Genomic DNA, 24,058 nt, shown 5'->3' on the forward strand with positions numbered 1-24,058 from the left:
TATTACAATGTTTATAGCCGTTATTGTTTTTGCTACCCTTTTTGTTTGGTATGTAAAACCGCTGTTCGTATAACAAAGCTTTTAAAAATAAGGAGCCAGACAATTCAATTTGTAGGCTCCTTTTTCTCCCAAAAGCAGTAAATCTACTAACTAACCAGTTGCTTCTTGCTTCGTTTTACCTACTAACGCCTTTTGTTCCCATTTCCTTGATCGCCAACGCCACCAAAGTAAAATCCCGCGTACCCATTCATCAGCAATAAATATGACCCAAATGCCAATTAATCCAAACCCAAGGTATATTCCCGAAACATAATAGAGTGGTACACTAAAACCCCAAATAACAAGAATTGTTGAAACCATTAAAAACCTGGCGTCACCTGCGGCTTGAAGAGATTGGCCTAGAACAATGTTTAAGCATCGCCCAGGTTCTAAGAGAAAGCCCATGAGTAGTAAAACTGCCCCGGTAACAATAATCTCAGGGTTATCTGTAAAAAGACCTAACAAGGACTCTCTAAAGAAAACCATAACAGTTGTAACCGAAAGAGTCAGTACCATACTTAATTTTAAACTTCTGAAGGCCTCTTGATAGGCTTTTTCTTTTTCACCAGCGCCTATGAAGTGACCGATGATAATTTGGGTGCCTCTTCCTAAGGAAATCGACAAGATCATCACAAAGAATAAAATATTTAAAGTATAAATTCTTGTTGATAACAGCTGTGTGCCAAGCGTAGCAATAAAACCGGTTGTTACCACCTGACTACCAGCATAAGAGATTTGACCAATTGCAGATGGTACGCCGATACTTAATAGTTGTTTTACACGCTGCTTCTGCAAATGAAGTAAATCTTTGGTTGGTAATTGAATTTTTACTTTTTTAAATAGAATAAGGAAGTTCACAATTAATCCTAAAAATTGACTGACAACGGTGGAGATGGCCACCCCTGTTACCCCTAGTTGTGGAAAACCTAGTGCTCCAAAAATAAAGAGGTAATTTCCTGTGATATTGAGGATGTTCATCCCTACCGAAACATACATCGTATACTTTGTATGACCATGAGCTTGGATAATCGCAGAAACCGTGAGCATCAATGCTTGTAAAAATAAAGCTCCACCAACGATTAACATATAAATTCTAGCTTCTGAAAATAAGTATGCGTCTAGATTAAATAGATTTAAATAGGTCGTACTAAAAAGCGTAATGGTAAGACTAATAAATATCCCAAACAAAAAGTTCAATGAAAGCGCATTTGCAGCGAACTTATGAATATCATTATATCTTTTTGCCCCGAGATACTGAGCAATCACAACTGCCGCACCAACTGATACGAAATTAAACAGAAAGAACATAAACATGACTAACTGATTAGCGACCCCAACTGCAGCAACAGCTTCATCCGATACTTTACTTAGCATAAATGTATCAGCAGTCCTTAGAAACATATGTAACAAAGATTCAATAAAGATGGGCCATGTAATCGCAAAAAGGGTTAGTTTCTTGACATTGCTTTTCTCCATGATAAGCTCCTTAAAACTAGTATCCTTTTATAATCATTTTTTTTCTCATAAAAATCAATAATGAAAAGCGAACATCTTTAATTACTACAATAGAAAGTATAGTAACTTCAATGACTCTTTCATTATTACTGGGATATACTTTGAAGTATGAATGCGATTACATTTTGCAGGCGAAGGAGTATGGTTAATGACTATAAAATATAAAAATCCGATTATTTCAGGGTTTCATCCAGATCCAAGTATCATACGAGTGGAAGAGGATTATTATTTGATTACGAGTTCTTTTGAATATTTTCCAGGTGTGCCGATTTTTCATAGCAAAGACCTTGTAAATTGGAAGCAAATCGGCCATGTTTTAACACGTAAAAGTCAAGTTGATTTAGGAACACGTAAAAGCTCAGAAGGGATATTTGCACCGACCTTAAGATATCATGAGGGTACCTTTTACATGATTACCACGGATGTTTATGGTATCGGAAACTTTTATGTCACAGCCAAAGATCCAACTGGTCCTTGGTCTGATCCAATAAAAATTCCATATGGAAATATTGATCCCTCGTTAATGTTTGATGAAGATGGGAAGGTTTATGTGACTGCCCAAAATGGTGAAGCTGATAATTCCCACGTGATCCAATACGAAATTGATATTAAAACCGGTCAAGCCTTAACAGAACCTGTCGCAGTCTTTTGGGGAGATGGGGGAGAATGGACGGAGGGACCTCATTTATATAAAATTAACGGCATGTATTATATCTTGAGTGCTTGTGGCGGAACAGGATATGAGCACCGGGCAATTATTGCTAGAAGCTCAGCACCGTATGGTCCTTATGAGCTTTATGATCAACCGATATTAACGCACAATCAACTTCCGGAACACCCGATCCATAACTTGGGTCATGCTGATTTTGTGGAAGACTTAAACGGCAATTGGTGGGCGGTATTCTTAGGTGTTCGACCAGTGAACGGCGAGTATAGTGTCCTAGGAAGAGAAACGTTTCTAGCGCCAATTACTTGGACAGAGGACGACTGGCCAACCATAGATAACAATGAAGGTAGCGTAGGATTAATTGTGGAAACGGATTTGCTAGGAACTGAGCAAACTCAAGTTCCTAGTTTTTATGACGATTTTACTTTAGAGAATTTGGTACCTTCATGGTCGTTTTTACGCCAGGAAGATAAAACAGCATATTCGTTAACAGATCGTTATAGCTGGTTGAAACTATTGGGGAACGAAAAAAACTTAACCGATTTAGGAGCAACTTTATTTGTCAGCAGACGTCAGCAACATGTAAAGATGGAATTAAGTACGTTCATGGAGTTTGTACCTCACCAGGGCGGTGAAGAGGCGGGACTAGCTGTCAGATATAATGAGAAAGCCCATATTGAAATTGGTGTTAAAATGATTAATGATGAGCGCTTTATCGTTGTAAGTGAAACTGTAAATGGACAAACAAACGAACTGGGTCGTAAAATAGTGAAAGCAGACGTTGTTAAATTGGCCGTTCGATCAGATGAGGAAAATTATTACTTTTTATATGCTGATGAAAATGAAGAATGGAAACTTCTTGGCGAAGCTTTAGCTGCATCCCTATCTCCTGAAAAAAATGGAGGATTTACAGGTGTTTGTATCGGTCTTTATGCTACAGGGAACGGCGAGATGTGCAAGACCCCAGCCTTCTTTGACTGGGTCAGGTATGAAGCTTTGTCTTAAGTAAATATGCAAAAATAGCCGAGGGCAGTTTGAACTCGGCTATTTTTGCTGGCTAATGAGAATGTTAATTACGAAGCTAAATTTAAAAAAATATTTTTTGCTTTTCATTAACGATTTGTACGAGGTACGAGCATAAAAACTAAAACAAAAGTACTGTCCAAGTGTTATCTCATAGTAATAAGGCCCTAATATTTTTTGTTTTTTAACAAAATTCAATGTACTTAGATAACTTATTAACAAAGTTATGAACATATCAACAGGTTGTTAACGGTTTACCAACAGCAAATCGTTAGTTATCCACGAATATGTCCACATTATCCTGTAGACTGTTACTAAGGAGATGAGTAATTGTCTAGAAATCTATCACTATGAAGGCACCTTAGCCAAGTTTGTTAACAAAAAACACACCAACCTATGGATTGGTGTGCAAAAATGTTATTGGTTTAATAAATCAGATCTCAAAAAGTTTTCTGCTGCATATGCTGAAACCCCTAGAGCGGAGGAGTAAATAGACAACTCTGCAAAAGTAATCTCTAAGTTCGCTTGATGTTGCTTTAGAGTGTAGCTTTCTACCACTTGTTTTAATGGACTGTCTAACCATTCTTTCGCCATCGCTAAGCGATTCCCAATAATAATTTGCTCAGGATTAAAGGTGTTGATAATGTTGTTAATGCCAATTCCTAAATAGTGGCCCACATGTTGGAATAGTTCCTGCACCTCATGGTTCGTTGGTGCGAGATCAATTAAATGCTCTAAACTAAGCTCCTCGCTCATTGAACTATCTACTTGCCTGGCTTCAAGTAAGAGTGCTTTTTCAGAAGCATAGAGTTCCCAACATCCCTTACTTCCGCAACTACATTCTCTTCCATTTACTTGAATGATCATATGACCCAATTCGCCTGAGAAACCGTTTTTCCCTTTGTAAAGTTCATTATTTAAAATAAAACCTACTCCGATTCCAATGCCGGCACTTATATAAATGATATCTTCAAAATCCCGCCCCGCACCAAAGCACTTTTCTCCATAGGCTCCTGCATTTGCTTCATTATCAATGATGACAGGTAGCTGAAACTCTTGTTCGATTTGTTCTTGAAGTTTGGTGTTTTTCCATCCTAAATTGGGAGCTAACAATATCTCTCCTAGTTTATTTACGATACCGGGCACACCGATGCCGATTCCAACGACCCCATAAACGCTGTCGGGAGCTCTTGAAATTAGGTTCCGGATGATCTTCTTGATTGCTATTAAAGTATCATCATAATTTGTTTTATTTAAATAGATTGTCTGTTCGTTAGTGATGTTTCCATTAAGGTCTGTTAATACGCCTAATATATAATTGACCCCTAAATCAATCCCGATTGCATAACCTGATGTCTGGTTAAAAACCAGCATAACAGGACGACGTCCTCCACTAGACTCGCCAGGTCCAGTTTCATAACAAAGCTGTTCATTCAAAAGTTCGGTAACTAACGAAGAAACAGTGCCTTTGGTTAAACCTAGACGTTGAGAGATGTCAGCTCGAGACAGGGGGCCATGATCTTTAATGGATTGTAAAACAAGCGATTTATTGTTTAGTTTTACTAATTGCTGATTCCAGCTCATGGTTTTCTACTCCCTAAATTTGATCTGTTTCACATCATAATAACATAATGAACCTAAAAAGAAAAACTTTGTTTGACCGATGTACTAACTGAAGTTCATTTGGAAAATATGACCGCTAAAAAGATCTTATAATTAAATTTACACGGTATAAACTATACTTTTTTAAGTGAAAACTTAGTTCATTCGATATACAAACTAAGTTTTACATGCTACAATTCAACTAAGGTACAAAAGCTTCTTGGAATGGGGTGGAAAATGCTTAGAGAGGTTGAAGCACTAAAAGAAGTAATCTCGCAAAAAGAAGACATGAACATCAAACTAGAAATTGTAAGGGGTTTCTTGGATGATTATCAGTACGAAGCCGTTTTTTATCAACGCCAAGATAATTTCGCGTGGCTAACAAGCGGAGGTCATAATGGAATTTTGTACAATAGTGAGAATGGCCAATGTGGCTTATTAGTCACTAGGCAAGTTGTTTACTTAATTACAAATTCCAGTGAAAAACCTCGTGTCGTCAATGAAGAGATTGCCTCATTACCAATTCAAGTGATTGATTATCCATGGTATGAGGATATAAATGAAACTGTCTGGAAAACTGTCCGAAAAGGAAGAGTAGCTTCCGATACTCCACTAGAGGGAATGGACGTTAGAACAATTGAGCTAAGTAAACTGCGTTTTTCGTTAACGGAGTTGGAGCAGGTTAGGTACAGATATTTAGGTGAGACAGCAGCAACACTAATGGAAAAATATTGCATGTCAATTGTTCCAGGGCAAACTGAATTAGAAATTGCTGCAGGGTTGAATAGAACTTACTTAGCGAATGGTTTGCTTCCAACCGTAACTTTAGTCGGATGTGAAGATCGAATAGACCTCTTCCGCCATCCAATTGCAACAAAAAATCGTTTCGTAAAAAAATGTATGGTTGTCTCATGTGTTTCCTATAAAGGGTTGGTTGTTGCCCTTACAAGAATGGTTTATTCAGGAAAACTCCCACAAGCACTAAGTGAAAAATTCACTTTAACAGCAAAAGTGGCTTCGGAACTAATAGCTACATCAACAGTTGGGAAATCTACAATAGAAATCTTTGATCAAATGAAGAAGCTTTATGAAGATGTAGGGTACTATGGCGAATGGCAACAACATCACCAAGGTGGCGCGATTGGGTATCAAAACCGTGAATATTTAGTAAATGCTACTACAGAGTATTTTATCCAACAAAACCAAGCATTTGCATGGAATCCATCGATTAAAGGAACCAAGTCAGAAGATACTATTATAGTTGTGGATACAACACCGGAAATTATTACGGTATCAGAAAGTGGTTGGCCGCTACAGAGTTTTCAAGTGAGAACTGGTGAGACCATTAAGCGCCCAGCTATTTTAGAAATATAAGGGGTAACTTTTTAAGCTAAAGTAAATGAAAAAATTCATTAGTTGAAGATAACACTCAATAAATTGTAAGAAAAGAGCAGTACTTACAAAATAAGTAATGAAATCTTAGTATTTACTTAAGCAACATACTTTGCGAAAACAGCCAAATATAATAAATAGAACATAAATGGAGGAAATATAAATGACATATTTCAATAACATTAACAAAATAAAATTTGAAGGACCAAATTCGTCTAATCCACTGGCGTATAAATTTTATAATCCGGAAGAAATGATTAACGGTAAACGAATGGAAGACTTCATGCGCTTTGCAGTTTCTTATTGGCACACATTTACTGGAGAAGGTACTGACCCATTTGGTCAAGGAACAATGGTTCGTCCATACAATAACCTATCTGGTATCGACTTAGCGAAAGCTCGTGTTGAAGCTTCTTTTGAGTTTTTCGAAAAGTTAGATGTTCCTTACTTCTGTTTCCATGACTTTGACGTTGCGCCTGAAACAGATAACTTAAGTGAAACATTTAAGAACATTGATATTATTGTTGCGATGATAAAAGACTATATGAAGACAAGTAAAACAAAATTATTATGGAATACTGCTAACATGTTCTCACACCCACGTTGGTTACATGGGGCAGCGACAGCTCCAAACGCAGACGTATTTGCTTATGCTGCAGCGAAAGTTAAGAAAGGTTTAGAAGTTGGTAAAGAGCTTGGCTCAGAAAACTACGTATTCTGGGGTGGTCGTGAAGGGTACGAAACATTATTAAACACAAACATGAAGCTTGAATTAGACAACCTTGCTCGTTTCTTCCATATGGCAAAGGATTATGCTAACGAAATCGGTTTCGATGCTCAATTCTTAATTGAACCAAAACCAAAAGAGCCTACTAAACACCAATATGATTTCGATGTAGCTACTGGAATGGCATTTTTACAGCAGTATGGCTTAAAAGATACATTCAAATTTAATATCGAAGCTAACCATGCAACATTAGCAGGTCACACATTTGAGCATGAATTACATGTAGCTCGTATTAATGGCATGTTAGGTTCTGTAGATGCAAACCAAGGTGATCCACTTCTTGGTTGGGATACAGATGAATTCCCAACAGATTTATACTCAACTACATTAGCAATGTATGAAATCATCAAAAATGATGGATTAGGTTCAGGTGGTTTAAACTTTGACGCAAAAGTACGTCGTGGTTCATTTGATCCAGAAGATTTATTCCACGCTCATATCGCTGGTATGGATGCATTTGCAGTTGGTACGAAAGTAGCACAACGTTTATTAGAAGATAAAGTATTAGAAAACTTTGTTGCTGACCGTTATAGCAGTTTCACTGAAGGAATTGGTCTTGAAATCGTTGAAGGTAAGACAGATTTCCACAAATTAGAGAAGCATGCTTTAAGTCTTGGAGAAATCAAGAACAAGTCAGGCAGACAAGAGTTCCTAAAAGGCACTTTAAATAAATACATCCTTGAGGCATATGCAACTGTAAAAGCTTAAGAATATTAAAATTAATGAACAAAAACATGCTGGATGACATTAGTTTTCCAGCATGTTTTTTACAAAGGCTGTTCTCGCATAGTTTGTTGTTTTTCAATTAAGCCCTGAAATATTAAGTTCTCTGGGGCACTTTTCTAACTAATAGAAGTTGAACCTGGATAAAGTCCTTAGTTATTCTTTTAAATAGGTTAGAAAGCCAAAGCAACTTGTTTACGAAAAGAGCCTTTACAAAACATTCTAATGATAGAAAATGGATAAGGGTGATCAGTGAATGAAATACGTAATTGGTGTAGATCTTGGTACAAGCGCAGTAAAAGTATTGTTAATGAATCAAGAAGGAAAAGTTTGTCACGAAGTTTCGAAATCATATCCATTAATTCAAGAGAAGTCCGGGTTTAGTGAGCAAGATCCTCATGAATGGGTTGAAAAAACAACATTGGCTTTGAAAGATTTGGTTGAACAGTTTGATGGAGACGTTGCTTCGATCGAAGGTATTAGCTTTTCAGGCCAAATGCACGGACTGGTTTTATTGGATGATAATAACCAGGTTTTACGCAACGCCATTCTTTGGAATGACACGAGAACGACGGAACAGTGCCAACAAATTTATCATCTTGTTGGGGAAGAACGTCTACTTGCAATCACGAAAAATCCTGCTTTAGAAGGGTTTACTTTACCAAAACTTTTATGGGTGAAGCAATATGAACCGGAAGTGTTAGAAAAAGCTGCTGTGTTCATGCTACCAAAAGATTACTTACGTTATAAAATGACAGAGCAAATCCATAGTGAATACTCGGACGCTGCTGGTACACTACTTTTAAATATTGCAGAAAAAGCATGGAGCAACGAAATTTGCGATCTTGTTGGACTTGATCCATCATTGTGCCCACCACTTGTTGAATCTCATGGTTTCGTTGGTGAACTTACAGAAACTTTTGCCCAAGCTACCGGACTAGCAAAGACAACAAAAGTATTTGCTGGTGGCGCAGATAATGCTTGTGGAGCAATTGGTTCAGCCATTTTAACAGAAGGAAAAACACTTTGTAGTATCGGAACCTCAGGTGTTGTCCTTTCTTATGAAGAAACGAAAGATCGTGATTTTGGTGGAAAGGTTCATTACTTTAATCACGGACAAGAAGATGCCTATTACACCATGGGTGTAACCCTAGCTGCAGGATATAGCTTGAGCTGGTTTAAAGATACATTTGCCAAAACGGAAACGTTTGAAGCTCTATTAGATGGACTAAGCGAAGTACCGATTGGAGCTAATGGACTTCTTTTTACCCCTTATTTAGTTGGTGAGCGAACTCCTTATGCGGACGCAACGATACGTGCAAGCTTTATTGGCATGGATGCCTCACATGAGCGAATTGATTTTGCAAGGGCGGTTATTGAAGGCATCACATTCTCGCTAAACGAATCAATTGAAATCTTTAGAGAAAGTGGCAAAACAATTGATACAATTATCTCGATTGGCGGTGGCGCTAAAAACGAAACTTGGTTACAAATCCAAGCGGATGTTTTTAATGCAAAAATTGTCAAGTTGTCTAGTGAACAAGGACCAGCAGTAGGGGCATCAATGCTCGCAGCCTACGGATCTAGATGGTTCAATTCTTTACAAGAATGTGCAGAAGTGTTTACGGCTGAGGATAAGGTTTACGAACCAATTCCACAAAACGTGGAAAAATATCAAGCATTATTTACATTATATAAAGATGTTTATCAACAAACAAAAGGGTTAAACGAAGGTTTAAAAAGCTTCCGCAAAAACTAATTTAATGAGATGAAATATATAGCTCTGCCTCTGGTCAGAGCTTTTCCTAAAGAGGTGAACGAATATATGGAAATTGGTGTTGTTAACGTAGGATCCTTTCATGGCGGTCTTAAACAATTTCTAAAAAGTTTAAATGAGAATATGCCTGAAGATGCTTCTCTAATAGGAGTTGAATTTGATTATGAAAACTCCCATTATGTGTTTAAACCATTTGAAAAAAAGGCAACTACGATTAGTGGACGACAATCATTACCTGAACTAAGAAGCCTTCAGTTTAAAGGAGACTCAAGTAAGCTATTTGTAAATTCGATTGCGAAGATGGCGCTTCAAAAATTGATTGTTATCGGACCGTTAGAGGATGCTCTTCAAATTCAACGCTTACTCAAAGGAGTTACAACTGTTTTATGTGTACCTTCATCGATCTATAATGATGTTTCTGAGTCTGATTACACGTTGGGATATGATACAGCCTTAAACTCTGTAGTTAAATCTATCCTACAAGTGAAAGATACGGCCAGTTCATTAGTACTAAAAGAAACTCGTTTATTTTGCATTCAAATTCCAGGGAACTCCCGAGGTACTCTTCTTACGGATGCAGCCATTGCCGTAGATGGTGTTGAAATCAAAAGCTTGGAAACAATGGCTCAGGTACAAGCTGAAATTGAAAAAAAAGTTGTTCGTGGTGAAACGTTCGTATTTTTACTAATGAATGAAGAAGTTGATCCGCAAGAGGTGAAAGCGAAGTTGATTGAACCTTTTGACTTTAGGTTAACGACAATCGATGAAGCACAATGTATGGGTCCTTACCCAACGGCATTAGACCGAGTGCTGGCACAGAAGTTTGTTCGTGAGTCTTTAGAATGGCTGAACAACAAAGAGGAATCGAGTATTCTGCTTTTTAAAAATAACCAAGTAGTGACAAAACAAATCGAGGAGTGATTTTTTTGGCAACTGAACAAGCGACAATTCAACAATTAGCGATTAATACGATTCGAACGCTTTCGATTGATAGTATCGAAAAAGCGAATTCTGGACACCCTGGGATGCCGATGGGAGCAGCTCCAATGGCCTTTGCTCTATATGGCAATTTAATGAAACATAACCCTACTAATCCAAATTGGTTTAATCGTGACCGCTTTGTCTTATCAGCTGGGCACGGCTCTATGTTGTTATACAGCATTTTACATTTAACAGGATATGATGTATCTCTAGATGATCTTAAAAGTTTCCGTCAATGGGGGAGCAAAACTCCAGGACATCCTGAGTTTGGACATACCGCTGGTGTTGATGCTACAACTGGCCCACTTGGTCAAGGTTTCGCCATGGCGGTAGGGATGGCGATGACTGAAAGGCATTTAGCTGCTACATTCAATAAAGAGAATTTTGATGTTGTCGATCATTATACGTACTGCATTTGTGGTGATGGCGATTTAATGGAAGGCGTTTCTGCTGAAGCTGCTTCATTAGCTGGGCATTTACAGTTAGGACGATTAGTGGTGCTATACGATTCGAATGATATTTCTCTAGATGGAGATCTTCATATGTCATTTTCTGAAAGTGTCGAACAACGTTTTAAGGCATATAACTGGCACTACATTCGTGTGGAAGATGGCAACGATGTTGAAGCCATTAATCAAGCGATTAACGAAGCAAAAGAAGATGAGCGTCCAACTTTAATTGAAGTAAAAACGACGATTGGATATGGTTCTCCTAATAAATCAGGAAAATCAGCGTCACACGGGGCTCCACTTGGTTTAGATGAAATTAAGCAAACAAAAGAAGTGTATGGTTGGAGTTATTCGGAAGAGTTCCATGTTCCAGAGGAGGTTGCCCAATTTTTTTCAGAAGTAAAAGCGCAAGGCGGGGAACATGAAAAAAGTTGGAACGAGTTACTTGAGCAATACAGCAAAGCTTACCCAGAATTAGCTGAAAAGCTGCAAGTAGCAATCAAAGGTGAACTGCCAGTAGGTTGGGATGCAGATGCTCCTGTATATGAAGTTGGAAAAGCAGTGGCAACTCGTAACTCTGGTGGAGAGGCATTAAATGCATTTGCTCAAAAAGTTCCAGCAATTTTTGGTGGGTCTGCAGACTTAGCGTCTTCAAATAAAACGTTACTAAAGGGAGAGGCAAATTTCTCACGCAATGACTACAGCGGACGTAATGTCTGGTACGGGGTTCGAGAATTTGCGATGGGAGCAATCGTAAACGGAATGGCATTACACGGTGGTGTCAAACCATTCGGGGCTACATTCTTTGTATTCTCAGATTATTTACGCCCTGCGGTTCGATTATCGGCATTAATGAAGCTTCCGGTTACATTTGTGTTTACGCACGATAGTATTGCTGTTGGTGAAGATGGACCTACTCATGAGCCAGTAGAGCAATTGGCATCTTTTAGAGCAATGCCGGGCTTAAACGTCATTCGCCCTGCGGATAGTAATGAAACGGTTGCCGCTTGGAAAGTAGCGTTAGAAAGTAAAGATGAACCAACAATCCTTTTATTAAGTCGTCAAGATTTAATGACAACTGTTCCAACAGCCGAAGCAGCTTATGAAGGTGTGACAAAAGGTGCATATGTCATTTCAAAAGCACAAGGCACGGAACAAGGTTTATTATTAGCTTCAGGCTCTGAAGTGCCACTTGCAGTTGAAGCGCAAAAAGAGCTTGAAAAAGAAGGGATCTTTGTTTCAGTAGTTAGTATGCCAAGCTGGAAACGCTTTGAGGAGCAAACAACAGAATACAAAGAAACTGTTCTTCCTAAACATTTGAAGGCTCGCTTAGCAATTGAAATGGGTTCTTCCATTGGCTGGCATAAATACACTGGTGACGAAGGCGCTGTACTAGCGATTGATGAATTCGGGGCATCTGCACCAATGGACAAAATTTTATCCGAATACGGGTTTACAGTTGAGAACGTTGTTTCTCAGTTTAAGAAAATATTGAAATAAAGGAAAAGCTCACACTTAGTTCTTTGACTAAGTATGAGCTTTTTTATTATGTGACTTCTACATCAAAAACTTTCTACAATGAGGGCATAATGATTTGGTGTAATCTTGTGGAATGATATTTAAACAACTTTTACAATGCTTCTCCATAACTTCTTTTTCTGGTGCAGGAGTGGCTTTCTTAAGATACATAGCAGTAAAGATGAAAATGACGAGGACGACCACAATAACCGTTAACCATAACATAATACCGCCTCCTAAAATATAAAATAGCTTTTATATTACATCTCTACTCAGTTAATCCTGTAATAGAACTTTGTCGTTGGGAAAAACAAAGGGAGTAGGTAACGGGTCGACATATTCGAAATTGAATTGTGTTGAGTTTTGAAGTATGAGTTATGAGTTAGTGAAGGTTTTTGAGGGATGCACTTCAAAGCATCACTGAAACAACTCAAAACTCAAAGTTTCGGCATCCAAATTCTAAAGTTACCACTTAAAGCAAGCATTGCAAACAAGTATAAGCAGTTATCATAATAGCGTCTTACTCCTGTACGTAACGGTGTATTCCAGAATAGATCCACACTCGCCCGAGCGTTTGGGCCGTCCACCGTTGCTAAAGAAGCCATTGCATTTGTTGCAAGCAAACCAACTGGGTGAAGAGCTGTTTCTTCAAATGGTTCTCCGTCAATTTTATAGCGTCGATAATCACTAGGTTCCTTGTCAGAGAAAAAGGCCTGTATTTTATTTGCTTCCTCAGTCTCCCAAACATCCCCTCTAAACCATTCGTAGTCAAGGCCAATGTTAGCTGCTGTACGGTAGGAATCACTGTAAAAGTGCCCGAACCCTCTCTCGTCATTAGGTGTGCCGTCATAATGGGCATACTCAGGAGAAAGTCCTGTTTCAGGGTGACAAGCAATTTTTAAATATTCGCGGCTAGCTTGAGCTGCTTCTTTCCAAAATTGTTGGTCTTCTTCATATGCCCATAAGCTAAATAGCTCATAAAAATGAGGCAAATGATAGGATGGATCCGAATACTCACAGTTAGGAATAAACTTGATCAGTTTATTTTCTGGGTTCCACATTGGGTGACCAACACCATCTTCGCCTTTATGAATACAAGTGTGAAGTAAATCCTTCGCTTGCTGACTATAGTTGAAGGGCGCTTCAGTCTCATCACCCCAACGATGTGAGGCGAAAAATAATGCCAATGCAAAGTATTCTTCACCATCAGGAGCAGGACCATAAGAATTTTTCTTTCCTTCAGGGCTACAAGACCAAGCAAAGTAACCGGCATTCTCTCCTTCTGTCATAAACATATAGGTATAAGTCCACTTCCAAAGTCGATCAAAAACATCTTTATTGTTCATTTGAACTGCCATCATCATCCCGTAAGACATTCCTTCTGTACGGACATCGATATTTCCAGTATCGAGCATATAACCAAGGTCATCGCCAACCTCGTGGTAAATTCTCATTTCTTCGTCACCAAAAAATAATTGTTCCCACGTATCTTGAACACGTGCAGAGATTTCAACTTCTGAATATCCATATTCCTTAAATACATTTCGGTATTCTCCTGTATAAAAAGCACCATCTGTTTTCTTCATTAAAATAAAACCTCCTCAAATAAATTATAGGCTATCAAAACGCAAAAATGGGAAACGCTTACATTTACAAAAATAAAGAAAGTCAGTTCCAAAATAGAAGTTCACGTTCACCATCCCTGATGTTTTTACAGAGTAGCTCACAAAGCTTAACTGTAACCTTCTTGTTGCTTTTGTAAGTATAACAACCTCTAATCCTTAAAGTAAGGATGTAAAATAAAGGATTTACATTGCAAAATAAAGATTTTTTTCAGGGTTATAGTCAGTTTTCTTATTAAGAGCGGATAACGTTGAGTATATATGCTACGGGTAAAATGAAAAATTTAAAGCGTACCTTCTGGAAAAAATAGTGAGTAAGTTTCACAACGTCATTATGGTAAAATGAATTAGTATACTAATAAAATTTATTTAAGTTCCAAAATTCATTATTTGCGCTACTAAGTTCTAATTGTAGTTGCGTTAAACCTTTCGCAGCCGATCGATATTGTGAAATTTTCCAATAAAATTGTAAGTTTTTTTAGGTATAAACTTTAGTTTTATTCCTTTTTTTCTGTTCTTTTTTAAGTTAAAATTTAGTATTCCTTACTTTTGTTGAAGGGGATTTTCACATTTGAAGTTATTAAAGCGTTTTCAAAGAGTAGGGCTGTTTTCGCGAAGTTTGTTTGCTTTCGTAAAAATCCCAAAAGCCGGATATTACACATGAATATTTAGATTTCATTTCTTACTAAATTTATTGGGTGATCTCTTCTTTTAAGGGATTTCCAAATTATTTTAGCAACATGTTTTAGAAAAGAGCCAAGAGTAAAGAAAGGTCGGTGGACTTACTTGAAGAAGAAAATACATTTCTATCTACTACCATTTCTGGTGTTAATTCTAATGACAGCTTGTGGAAATAAGCAGGCCGTTGAGGAAGATAAATCCTTACATGTCATGTTTCTTTCACAAATCCCTTCAGCCTATGAGCAGGGTGTTGTCAATATGATTTCTCCTATTTTGGGAGAAGTTGAACTAGATTTAAACCTTTTTCCGGCTTCTCATGAAAAGTTAGCGATTGAGATTGTTGCAAAGAAGGTCGATCTATTTATTGTCGATTACTCACTTAGACATATCATATTAGATTCTTATGGATTATCGCCGTTAGATGAATTTATCGATTTTATCCCAAGTTCAATCTCCTATGAAGAATATATTCTGGAGGATGATGAAAGTGGTGAGCTTCATTTATATGCAGTCCCGTTGTCTAATGACTCACAACTATTACAAAAACTAGGCTTGGAAAGCTCAACACCTTTACTAGCTGTTATTGTCAAACACAGCCCTTATCAGGAGATTGGGAAACAAATATTAGAGCAATTATTATGAGTCATTGAGATGCCATACAGTATAAAAAAGGGGGTAAAAAAATGAATGTAAGCTGGATGTCTAGTAAGTTTTACCGTACATGTGAGTGGATATGGAGGTTTGCTTATGTGAACTTATTATGGCTATTTGCAACATTAGCAGGTTTAGTCGTATTTGGGATCTTACCAGCAACCGTAGCGATGTTTGCTGTATTACGGAAGTGGGTTATGAAAGAACCAGATATTTCTGTTATTCGAACGTTTCTTAGTACCTACAAAAATGAATTTATTAAAATAAATGTACTAGGACTTATTTTTGCTGGTATAGGCTATGTCATTTACTTTAACTTCTTATATCTAAGTACGTTAAGTGGTTTTATGCACACGGTGCTTTTGGTGGGAGTGGGAATTGCTACAGTTATTTATTTGATTACCTTATTCTTTATTTTTCCTGTTTACGTTCATTATGACTATAAACTAGTTCAGTATGTTAAGGTGGCGTTTATTATTGGATTAGTAAACCCATTAGCACTTATTACATTACTGGCAAGTTTACTTCTTCTTCTTTATCTTTTTTATCTAGTTCCAGGATTAATTCCTTTCTTTAGTATCTCTATGATCGGTATGGCTATCATGTGGCCAGCTTCCATGGCATTTTCACGGGTGGAGCAAAAGAAGGAAAAGATTATCCAAAAAAACAGTATACTAGCGTAAGTTCTGAAAAAAACTAAGAATTTCACTCAATAAATATTTTTAATAAAGATTTTATGCAATTAGAATTCATTCTAACATTGTTGCTCATTAGAGAGTCTTTAGAGAAAAATGAGCTTTAGAGACAAAAACTTGTCTCAAGGCTCATTTTTTCTAGATAAGAAAGGAAGCTTTTTTAGAATTGTTGTCTAGCTTCAGGCAAGTGATCAGCTGGCTACATGAGCTAATATAAAAACTCAATAAATAGTCTTATTCCTAAAAAATTCTTCAAAGAGAAGGGTAGGGTTGTTAAAATGTATAAAGTTCTTTTAGTTGATGATGAAGTGTTTGTACGTAAAGGTTTGATGAGTTTAATTGACTGGGAAAAATACGGCTTCGAGATAGGTTGGGAGGCAGAGAATGGAGAGGACGCCTTTAACATCATTCAAGAAGAGAAACCAGACCTAGTTATTACGGATGTAAGAATGCCTGTAGTTGATGGCTTATCTTTAATAAAAAAGGTTAGAGAATTAGATAATAATGAAACAAAATTTATTATCGTATCTGGTTATAATGACTTTTCATATGCTCAACAGGCGGTTAGGTACAAAGTTCTTGATTTTGTTTTAAAGCCTATTGACCAGGATGAACTTGAAGAAACGCTGGAGAAACTTGCGAAAACGCTGAACCAAGAAAAAACGGAAACAACTGAAAAACAAAGAGGTCGAATTGAGCAGGCATTTGCACAACTAATAGAGGGCGCTTTTGACGAAAGTGAAGTCAATGATTTAGCCGAATTACTACATATTACGAATGAAGAATATTTTTACTATGCCTTAGTAGAGGTTAACAACATTGCGGAAGTTACTGATGTTACTGATGTTTCTCTAGATCATTTGAGAGTCGCTATCCCGGAAGTGATAATTAAAATGTCAGGTAGCTCTCAAGATACACCACTATATGAACAGTCTGATTTTGCTTTAGGAATGGTAATACCAAATGGACTCTTAAAAAAGTATAATGGTGATGTTACAAAGTTTGCAAGCCAATGTAAAAAGAATTTGTCACAAACTACAAATCATGCAATCACGATTTGTATTGGGCAGAAAGTAAATAGGTTAGAGGATCTAAAGATGTCTTATGAAACGGCTAACCATGTCCGGAGTTATAAATACATTCTTACTGATGAGGCGCCGATTAATTACGAAAATATCAAAGATATCGATGTTAACTATAACGAGCTAGATAGTAAAATATATATATCACTTATGGAAATGATTGAGGAAAATAATGTCGCTGGGATCAAGAAAATTGTTGAGGATATTTTTCTCGAATTCCAAACAAAGAGGTTCGCACCTAGATCAGTAAAGACATCTATTAACAGATGTATACATGGAATGATTCAAACGATCAATAATATGGAAGGTGATGAAAAAAATATTTCAACTCTTCAATCGATGATTTCATGGGGGGAGCGTAACCTAACATTAAAAGAATTAATAGAAACATTCACTACATTTATTCTTGAATGCTCAGCGATTATTCAGAATTTACGCAAAGACAATATGAAGGGTGATATATACAAAATAAAAACTTATATTGAAAATAATTATCACCAAAATATTAGCTTAAAGAGTATTGCGAATAAATACTACATGAACCCTGTGTATATGGGGCAATTGTTTAAAAAAACCTTTGGTGTGTACTTTAAGGAATTCTTACTTAAGATTAGAATTGATGAAGCGAAGAAACTTCTTAGGCAAACGGATATGCGGGTATATGAAGTGGCGGATAAAATAGGGTTTGGAAGTACAGATTACTTTGTCACTCAGTTTGAGAAAATAAACAAAATGACGCCAACTGAATACAGAAATCAACTATTAAAAAATAAAGATTGAGAAGGAATGAAAAATGAAACCTTCTAAATATAGCTTTAACAATGTTAAGTTACGAAATAAATTATTAATTTTATATATTTTTTTAGTGTTTATTCCGATTGTGTTTACGAATGTAGCGTTCTATAATGTCACAATCAATAATATCAAAAAACAAAAAATGCATGACGTTCAACTTGTATTAGATCAAATCACAAATGAGTTCGTTTCTACAGTTGACCAAGCTGTCGGGATCTCAACGCGATTTTACACCGATAACAATTTATATGATTTCTTTGAACAAGAGTATGAAACGACAATTGAGTACATAGAAGCATATGATATTACTTTGCGGGGGTACTCACGTTTTAGCCCACTATATTACTCGATTCAATCTATTACGTTTTATACGGATAACCCTACGATGATTTATGCTGGTGGTGTCCGACCAATTACAGAGGAAACGACTTATACTAGTTGGTACAATCTTGTAAAAGAAGAGCGTTATCCAATCGTAATCAGGGCGAACCCAATTGTAGATAGCAACTCATTTAGTGTTATCAGTGAGTTAGATTATTACAGAACGAAAGACAAGTTTCAAAAAATCATTAAAATTGATATCAATCCTTTAACAATAAGATCAATCTTTGATAACGTCGCCTATCCAGGAAATGTATATTTGATAAACGATGAAGGTAACATTGAATATTCAAATAATAGTTATGTTGACTGGCGTAGTGAGATTATTAATTTTCATTCATTAACAATGGATAAGGACACAATCTTCTTGGATGAAAAGCAATTACCAACGAATTATTTCGGTGATTGGAAAATTGTTGGTACCATTTCACAAGAGGAAATATTAGAAGAAGTCAAAAACTCTAGACTTTTTATTATTATCTTATCTAGTATTAACTTCTTGTTACCAACACTCGTTATTGTCCTTATTTCTAGATCGATTAATGTTCGTCTGTCACGTATTTTAAGACATATGAAAAAAATGAAAAATCAAGAGTTTGCGACAATTACCTCATCTGATGATATGGACGAAATAGGCGAATTAACAAAAGAGTTTAACAGAATGTCACGCACGATTAAAAAACTCATTAATGATGTTTACCTTGCAAATCTTGAAAAGAAAGATCTCGAGCTTAAAGAGAAGCAAGCTCAACTTAGTGCACTTCAAAGTCAAATCAATCCTCATTTCTTATTTAACGCACTTGAAACAATCAGAATGCGTAGTGTGATGAAAGATGAGAGTGAAACAGCAAAGATCATTCAAAATATGGCTAAAATCTTTAGAAATTCTTTAACATGGGGTAAGGAATGGGTTACAGTACGAGAGGAAATGAAGTTAATTATTTGTTTTCTTGAAATACAGAAGTACCGTTTTGGGGATAAATTAGAGTATCATATCGAAGTTGATGAAGCTGCTCATGATTGTATTATTCCAAATTTAGCTTTCCTTCCTTTTGTTGAAAATGCAAGTATTCACGGAATAGAGGCAGTGAAAGAAAAAGGTGAAATCCATCTTTCAATTCAATTGGTCAATGGTGAGCTAGTCTACACACTCACCGATAATGGCGCTGGTATGTCTGAACAAAAATTAAAAGAGTTACTTGAAGGGTTAAAAAATGAAAATAGCATGGGTGATAGTGTAGGTATAAAAAATGTCTATTATCGCTTGAAACTATATTTTAAAGATGATTTTAGTTTTACAATAGAAAGTACAGCAAATGTGGGGACAACCGTAATTATCAAGTTACGTTGTGACCCGCGAGGGAATTTATAAGAAAAAGAAAAGAGGCTGGGACAAAACAAAGTGTCAGACACCGCCACCGCTAGGCACCGAATGTAGACAAATTATTAATCTGATTGTCTATACTTAGTAGGATCCACGTGGTGTCAGACACTTTTGTCCCAGCCTCTTTCATCTATATTTATTTGAACCATCATTTCATTAATTTGGAACTAGAAAAAAGTTGGGGGAATAGAGTGAATTTCATAATTACCTTAATCAAGCTATATCAATCAATCTAAATGTAGTAGCGAATGGCACTCGCGCAACTACATTTAGAACTTAGTAGCGAAAAATATTAAATTATGAATTCAAAAATAAACTAAATTTTTCAGGGTTAAAACTATAGTTTAGTGGGTCATGTTTAAGTTTTGAAAGCGCTATAATGAAAGTGCTTACAAGAGTTAAGCATCTTTTAAAAAAGAGAGGGGTTGCAAAATGTTAAAAAGAAGTAATTTGTTATTATTATTAATGTTGTCCTTTGTACTAGTCTTTGCTGCATGTTCGAACAAAGACGAAGTAGCAAAAGAAGATCCGAAAACAGAATCACCTACTGAGGGTTCTGAAGAAGCTAAGATTGATACAACACCAGTAACTTATTCATATTTTAATGCAGCAACATCATTAAAAGACATTGATACAAACACAACTAGAATTGGTAAAATACTTGAAGAAAAAACAGGTGTTAACTTTAAAGTTGAGCATCTTGTAGGAGATATGAACACACGTATCGGGGTTATGGTAGCGAGTGGTGATTACCCAGACGTAATCGTTCCAGATGCTGCAATCGATACATTATTAGATGCAGGTGCGTTAATTCCACTTAACGATTTACTTGAAGAGCATGGCCCAGATCTATTAGCGGCTTATGGTGACTATATTCAACATATGACTCACGAAGATGGGAAGATCTACTATATTCCTTTCGGACCAACAGTTAACGAATATATTCCTAATCCAAACATCGACCAAGGTGCTTTCTGGATCCAACGTGGAATTCTTAAAGAGGCTGGGTTCCCAGAAATCAAAACTTTAGATCAATACTTCGAATTAATCGAAAACTATGCAAAAGCAAATCCGCAAATCGATGGAATGAATGTAATTCCATACACAGGTTTAACATATGACTGGAGGTTTTTCGCTTTCTCTAACGCACCAAACCACTTAGCTGGTTACCCAAATGACGGTGGCGTTATGATTGACATGGATACTCACGAAGCATCTGTTTATGCAGACTCTGAGTATGCTAAGAGATATTTACAAAAGTTAAATGAAATTAACTCTAAAGGTTTATTAGACAGAGAAATGTTCGTTGCGAACTACGATGAGTATTTAGCAAAATTAACTTCAGGACGTGTACTTGGTTTCTTCGATTACGGCTGGCAATGGGGTCAAGCTCGTGACGCGTTAAGAACTGCTGGAAATCCTGAACGTGAGTTTATGGCATTACCAATCGTATTTGATGAGAATACTAAAGACCAATATTTAGATCCACCAGCGTTCACAAACAACCGTGGTGTAGGTATCACTGTAAGTGCGAAAAATCCAGAGCGTATTATCCAATTCTGGAATGAGTTAATTAAAGAAGAAACACAAAAATTAGTAATGTGGGGCTTTGAAGGCGAGCATTACACTGTAGATGCTAACGGTCGTTACTACCGCACAGAAGAGCAATTATTATTAACAGAAAAACAAGAAGAGAGAGAAGCACTAGGTATGACTTACTTCGAGTGGAGCTGGCCACGTATCAACGGTTCATTCTCAGACGGAAACGCTGTTGAGCCACGTAGACAACCAGAAGTTGCTTTAGCTTCTTACACAGAAGGCGATAAAGAATATTTAAATGCTTACGGAATTGAAACATTCGCACAATTATTCTCTGATCCAGACGATCGTCCTTGGTACCCTGCTTGGAGTGCAAACATGGAGCAAGGTTCACCACAGCAAATCTTTAACCAACAAGCTGATGAGTTAGTTAGAAGATATTACCCAAGACTTGTTCTTGCAGCTTCTGAAGCCGAGTTTGAGGCTCAGTGGAACGATTTCACAACTGACTATAGAAAGTTAGATGTAGATGCATATGAAATCTTCTATACAGAAGTAGTAAAGCAACGAGTAAGAGGCGAATGGTAATAAATACAGTTTGGTAAAAGTAGAGGCTGTGACAAACCGAATAACTGGATTGTCACAGCTTCACTTTTTCAAAGCTATGGGAGCATCTCTAAATTAGATGCAAAAAAATGAAGATCCTATGTATTAGGAAAAGCAAGGCTAGCCTCATAGTGTGGCGAAAATCCTTGCTTTTCCTAACCATTCTACGTTGAACAACAAGGAGGGAGCAACATTGTCACTACCGCAAACACCAATTGGACAAAATCCAATGAGACCAGTACAAAGACCTAAAGGTTTTAAGTTGTTTTTACACCGATGTAAAGAACAAAGAGCTTTACTGATTATGAGTCTTCCGTTTTTAATTTGGTTATTTATCTTTAGATATGTTCCACTGTACGGATGGACAATGGCTTTTCAGGATTTTAAACCAGCAAGACCAATTTTAGAACAAACATGGGCTGGGTTTAAACATTTTGAATTTTTATTTTCTAATCCAAGATTTTTGGAAGTAATGAGAAATACGATTGCCATGAGTTTTATTAATTTAGTGCTCGGATTTGTTACTGCAATTGGGTTGGCAATCCTACTAAATGAACTTCGTAATCTATCATTCAAGCGAATCGTCCAAACAATTAGTTACATGCCTCACTTTTTATCATGGGTAGTAGCAGCAAGTATCGTTTCTTATGCACTATCAATGGAAAACGGTATCGTAAACATTGTTTTAGTTAACATAGGAATTCTTAGCGAGCCAGTTTTATGGTTAGGAAAGGCAGAGTATTTCTGGGGTATTATTGGAGCTTCAGATGTTTGGAAAAACGTTGGTTGGAATTCCATTATTTATTTAGCGGCAATTGCGATGATCGATACAGAACAATATGAAGCAGCTGAGATGGATGGAGCTACGAGAATTCAACGAATTTGGTATATTACACTACCAGCTATGAAACCAGTTATTATCATTCTATTAATTATGAACATGGGTTATATCCTGGATTCAGGGTTTGAAGCACAATACTTATTAATGAACCCAATGAATATGGATTATGCAGAAAATCTAGATATTTTCGTTTTAAGATATGGTATTTCGATGGGGAATTTCTCATTAGCAACAGCAGCAGGGATATTTAAAACCGTAGTCAGCTTCATCTTCTTATTCTCCGCAAACTATATTGCGAAACGACTAGGACAAGCAAGACTATTCTAGATAGGAGGGGCATCATGAAATTTTTACGAAAATTAACGAACCGTAAGCGTTCAGTAGATGATATTATCTTTGATTCAACCAATACGGTTTTCCTGATTTTACTTTGTATAGTCATGTTATACCCGATGTTAAATACATTAGCGGTATCATTTAATGAAGCGACTGACTCTGTTAGAGGCGGGATTTACCTTTGGCCGAGGGAGTTCACGCTATATAACTATCAGCATGTGTTTGGAGAAGCCCAACTATTACAAGCTGGGGTAATTTCAGTCTTAAGGACTGTTGTTGGTACAGCGATTTCAGTTATTTGTACAGCAATGGTAGCTTATACAATTAGTCGTCAATACTTTGTTTTACGTAAGTTTGTTACGATTGCTTTCGTATTAACTATGTACTTCAATGGTGGTCTAATTCCAACTTATTTATTAATGAGAGAGCTTTCATTAATCGGATCATTTTGGATTTATATCGTACCAGGAATTATCGGTGTATTTAACTTAATTGTTGTACGCTCGTTTATTGAAGGTTTACCAGAAACAATTTTCGAGTCAGCGAAAATTGACGGTGCAGGCGAATTCACAATGTTTTTCAAAATTGCTTTACCACTTTGTATTCCAGTAATTGCAACAATCTCATTGTTCGTTGCTGTAGGTCAGTGGAACTCATGGTTCGATGTGTTTCTTTACAACTCATCAAAGCCAGAACTAAGTACGCTTCAATATGAATTAATGAAAATACTCCAAAGCTCAAGTGCCAATACAGCATCAAGAACAACGGCTGATGCGTTTGCTAATGCACAAAACGTAAGTGCTAATACTGTAACACCGACATCAATTCGAGCTGCGATGACAATGATTGTAAGTATTCCAATTATTTGTGTTTACCCATTCCTACAAAAGTATTTCGTAAAAGGATTAACTTTAGGTGGAGTAAAAGGATAGTCATTTCTGTCAACTTAAAAAAGTTAATATGTACCCTGAG

General features: G+C 36.7%; 17 protein-coding genes. 13 read left to right on the top strand and 4 right to left on the bottom strand.

What is annotated here, in order from left to right; all coding sequences use genetic code 11:
• Window positions 1–150: 150 nt before the first annotated feature.
• Entirely contained in the window at window positions 151–1,515 is a 1,365-nt protein-coding gene (locus H1D32_RS04775) for an MATE family efflux transporter (RefSeq protein WP_261177058.1), read from the bottom strand.
• 187 nt (window positions 1,516–1,702) lie between these two features.
• Here H1D32_RS04775 and H1D32_RS04780 point away from each other — a divergent pair, with 187 nt between their 5' ends.
• Window positions 1,703–3,226, top strand: a complete 1,524-nt coding sequence (locus H1D32_RS04780) for a glycoside hydrolase family 43 protein (RefSeq protein WP_261177059.1) — start codon at window positions 1,703–1,705, stop codon at window positions 3,224–3,226.
• 435 nt (window positions 3,227–3,661) lie between these two features.
• Here H1D32_RS04780 and H1D32_RS04785 read toward each other — a convergent pair whose 3' ends face one another.
• Window positions 3,662–4,828 carry an ROK family transcriptional regulator gene (locus H1D32_RS04785; RefSeq protein ID WP_261177060.1) on the bottom strand — a complete coding sequence of 389 codons (1,167 nt, stop codon included), beginning with the start codon at window positions 4,826–4,828 and terminating at the stop codon, window positions 3,662–3,664.
• Between the two features lie 255 nt (window positions 4,829–5,083).
• Between H1D32_RS04785 and H1D32_RS04790 the strand changes: the two genes are divergently transcribed.
• The 5 genes from H1D32_RS04790 (at window position 5,084) to tkt (ending at window position 12,455) form a co-directional block, all read left to right on the top strand.
• Window positions 5,084–6,220 (top strand): M24 family metallopeptidase, encoded by a 1,137-nt coding sequence (locus H1D32_RS04790; RefSeq protein WP_261177061.1) that lies wholly within the window; start codon window positions 5,084–5,086, stop codon window positions 6,218–6,220.
• A gap of 181 nt (window positions 6,221–6,401) precedes the next feature.
• Window positions 6,402–7,733: a xylose isomerase gene (gene xylA / locus H1D32_RS04795; RefSeq protein WP_261177062.1), complete on the top strand. Its 1,332-nt coding sequence runs from the start codon at window positions 6,402–6,404 to the stop codon at window positions 7,731–7,733.
• Between the two features lie 271 nt (window positions 7,734–8,004).
• Complete coding sequence (xylB, locus tag H1D32_RS04800) at window positions 8,005–9,507, top strand: xylulokinase (RefSeq protein WP_261177063.1); 1,503 nt, start codon at window positions 8,005–8,007, stop codon at window positions 9,505–9,507.
• A gap of 66 nt (window positions 9,508–9,573) precedes the next feature.
• The gene (locus tag H1D32_RS04805) at window positions 9,574–10,446 is read left to right on the top strand and encodes a 6-phosphofructokinase (RefSeq protein WP_261177064.1); all 873 of its coding nucleotides are present in this window, start codon (window positions 9,574–9,576) and stop codon (window positions 10,444–10,446) included.
• Window positions 10,447–10,451: 5 nt separating this feature from the next.
• Complete coding sequence (tkt, locus tag H1D32_RS04810; protein WP_261177065.1) at window positions 10,452–12,455, top strand: transketolase; 2,004 nt, start codon at window positions 10,452–10,454, stop codon at window positions 12,453–12,455.
• Window positions 12,456–12,512: 57 nt separating this feature from the next.
• Here tkt and H1D32_RS04815 read toward each other — a convergent pair whose 3' ends face one another.
• On the bottom strand, window positions 12,513–12,698 hold the full coding sequence (locus H1D32_RS04815) for a hypothetical protein (RefSeq protein ID WP_261177066.1): 186 nt from the start codon (window positions 12,696–12,698) through the stop codon (window positions 12,513–12,515).
• A gap of 212 nt (window positions 12,699–12,910) precedes the next feature.
• Window positions 12,911–14,059 carry a family 8 glycosyl hydrolase gene (locus tag H1D32_RS04820; protein ID WP_261177067.1) on the bottom strand — a complete coding sequence of 383 codons (1,149 nt, stop codon included), beginning with the start codon at window positions 14,057–14,059 and terminating at the stop codon, window positions 12,911–12,913.
• Window positions 14,060–14,881: 822 nt separating this feature from the next.
• Between H1D32_RS04820 and H1D32_RS04825 the strand changes: the two genes are divergently transcribed.
• From H1D32_RS04825 to H1D32_RS04855, 7 genes are all read left to right on the top strand, one after another.
• The gene (locus tag H1D32_RS04825; protein WP_261177068.1) at window positions 14,882–15,418 is read left to right on the top strand and encodes a hypothetical protein; all 537 of its coding nucleotides are present in this window, start codon (window positions 14,882–14,884) and stop codon (window positions 15,416–15,418) included.
• Between the two features lie 41 nt (window positions 15,419–15,459).
• The gene (locus H1D32_RS04830) at window positions 15,460–16,110 is read left to right on the top strand and encodes a YesL family protein (RefSeq protein WP_261177069.1); all 651 of its coding nucleotides are present in this window, start codon (window positions 15,460–15,462) and stop codon (window positions 16,108–16,110) included.
• Between the two features lie 290 nt (window positions 16,111–16,400).
• Window positions 16,401–17,984, top strand: coding sequence for a response regulator transcription factor (locus tag H1D32_RS04835; protein ID WP_261177070.1), 1,584 nt, complete (start codon window positions 16,401–16,403; stop codon window positions 17,982–17,984).
• A gap of 13 nt (window positions 17,985–17,997) precedes the next feature.
• Window positions 17,998–19,752, top strand: a complete 1,755-nt coding sequence (locus H1D32_RS04840) for a sensor histidine kinase (RefSeq protein WP_261177071.1) — start codon at window positions 17,998–18,000, stop codon at window positions 19,750–19,752.
• A gap of 444 nt (window positions 19,753–20,196) precedes the next feature.
• Entirely contained in the window at window positions 20,197–21,891 is a 1,695-nt protein-coding gene (locus H1D32_RS04845) for an ABC transporter substrate-binding protein (RefSeq protein WP_261177072.1), read from the top strand.
• A 247-nt stretch (window positions 21,892–22,138) separates the two neighbouring features.
• Window positions 22,139–23,077: an ABC transporter permease gene (locus H1D32_RS04850; RefSeq protein WP_261177598.1), complete on the top strand. Its 939-nt coding sequence runs from the start codon at window positions 22,139–22,141 to the stop codon at window positions 23,075–23,077.
• Window positions 23,078–23,091: 14 nt separating this feature from the next.
• Entirely contained in the window at window positions 23,092–24,018 is a 927-nt protein-coding gene (locus H1D32_RS04855) for a carbohydrate ABC transporter permease (RefSeq protein ID WP_261177073.1), read from the top strand.
• Window positions 24,019–24,058: the final 40 nt, after the last annotated feature.

The organism is Anaerobacillus sp. CMMVII (assembly GCF_025377685.1).
Classification (GTDB): domain Bacteria; phylum Bacillota; class Bacilli; order Bacillales; family Anaerobacillaceae; genus Anaerobacillus.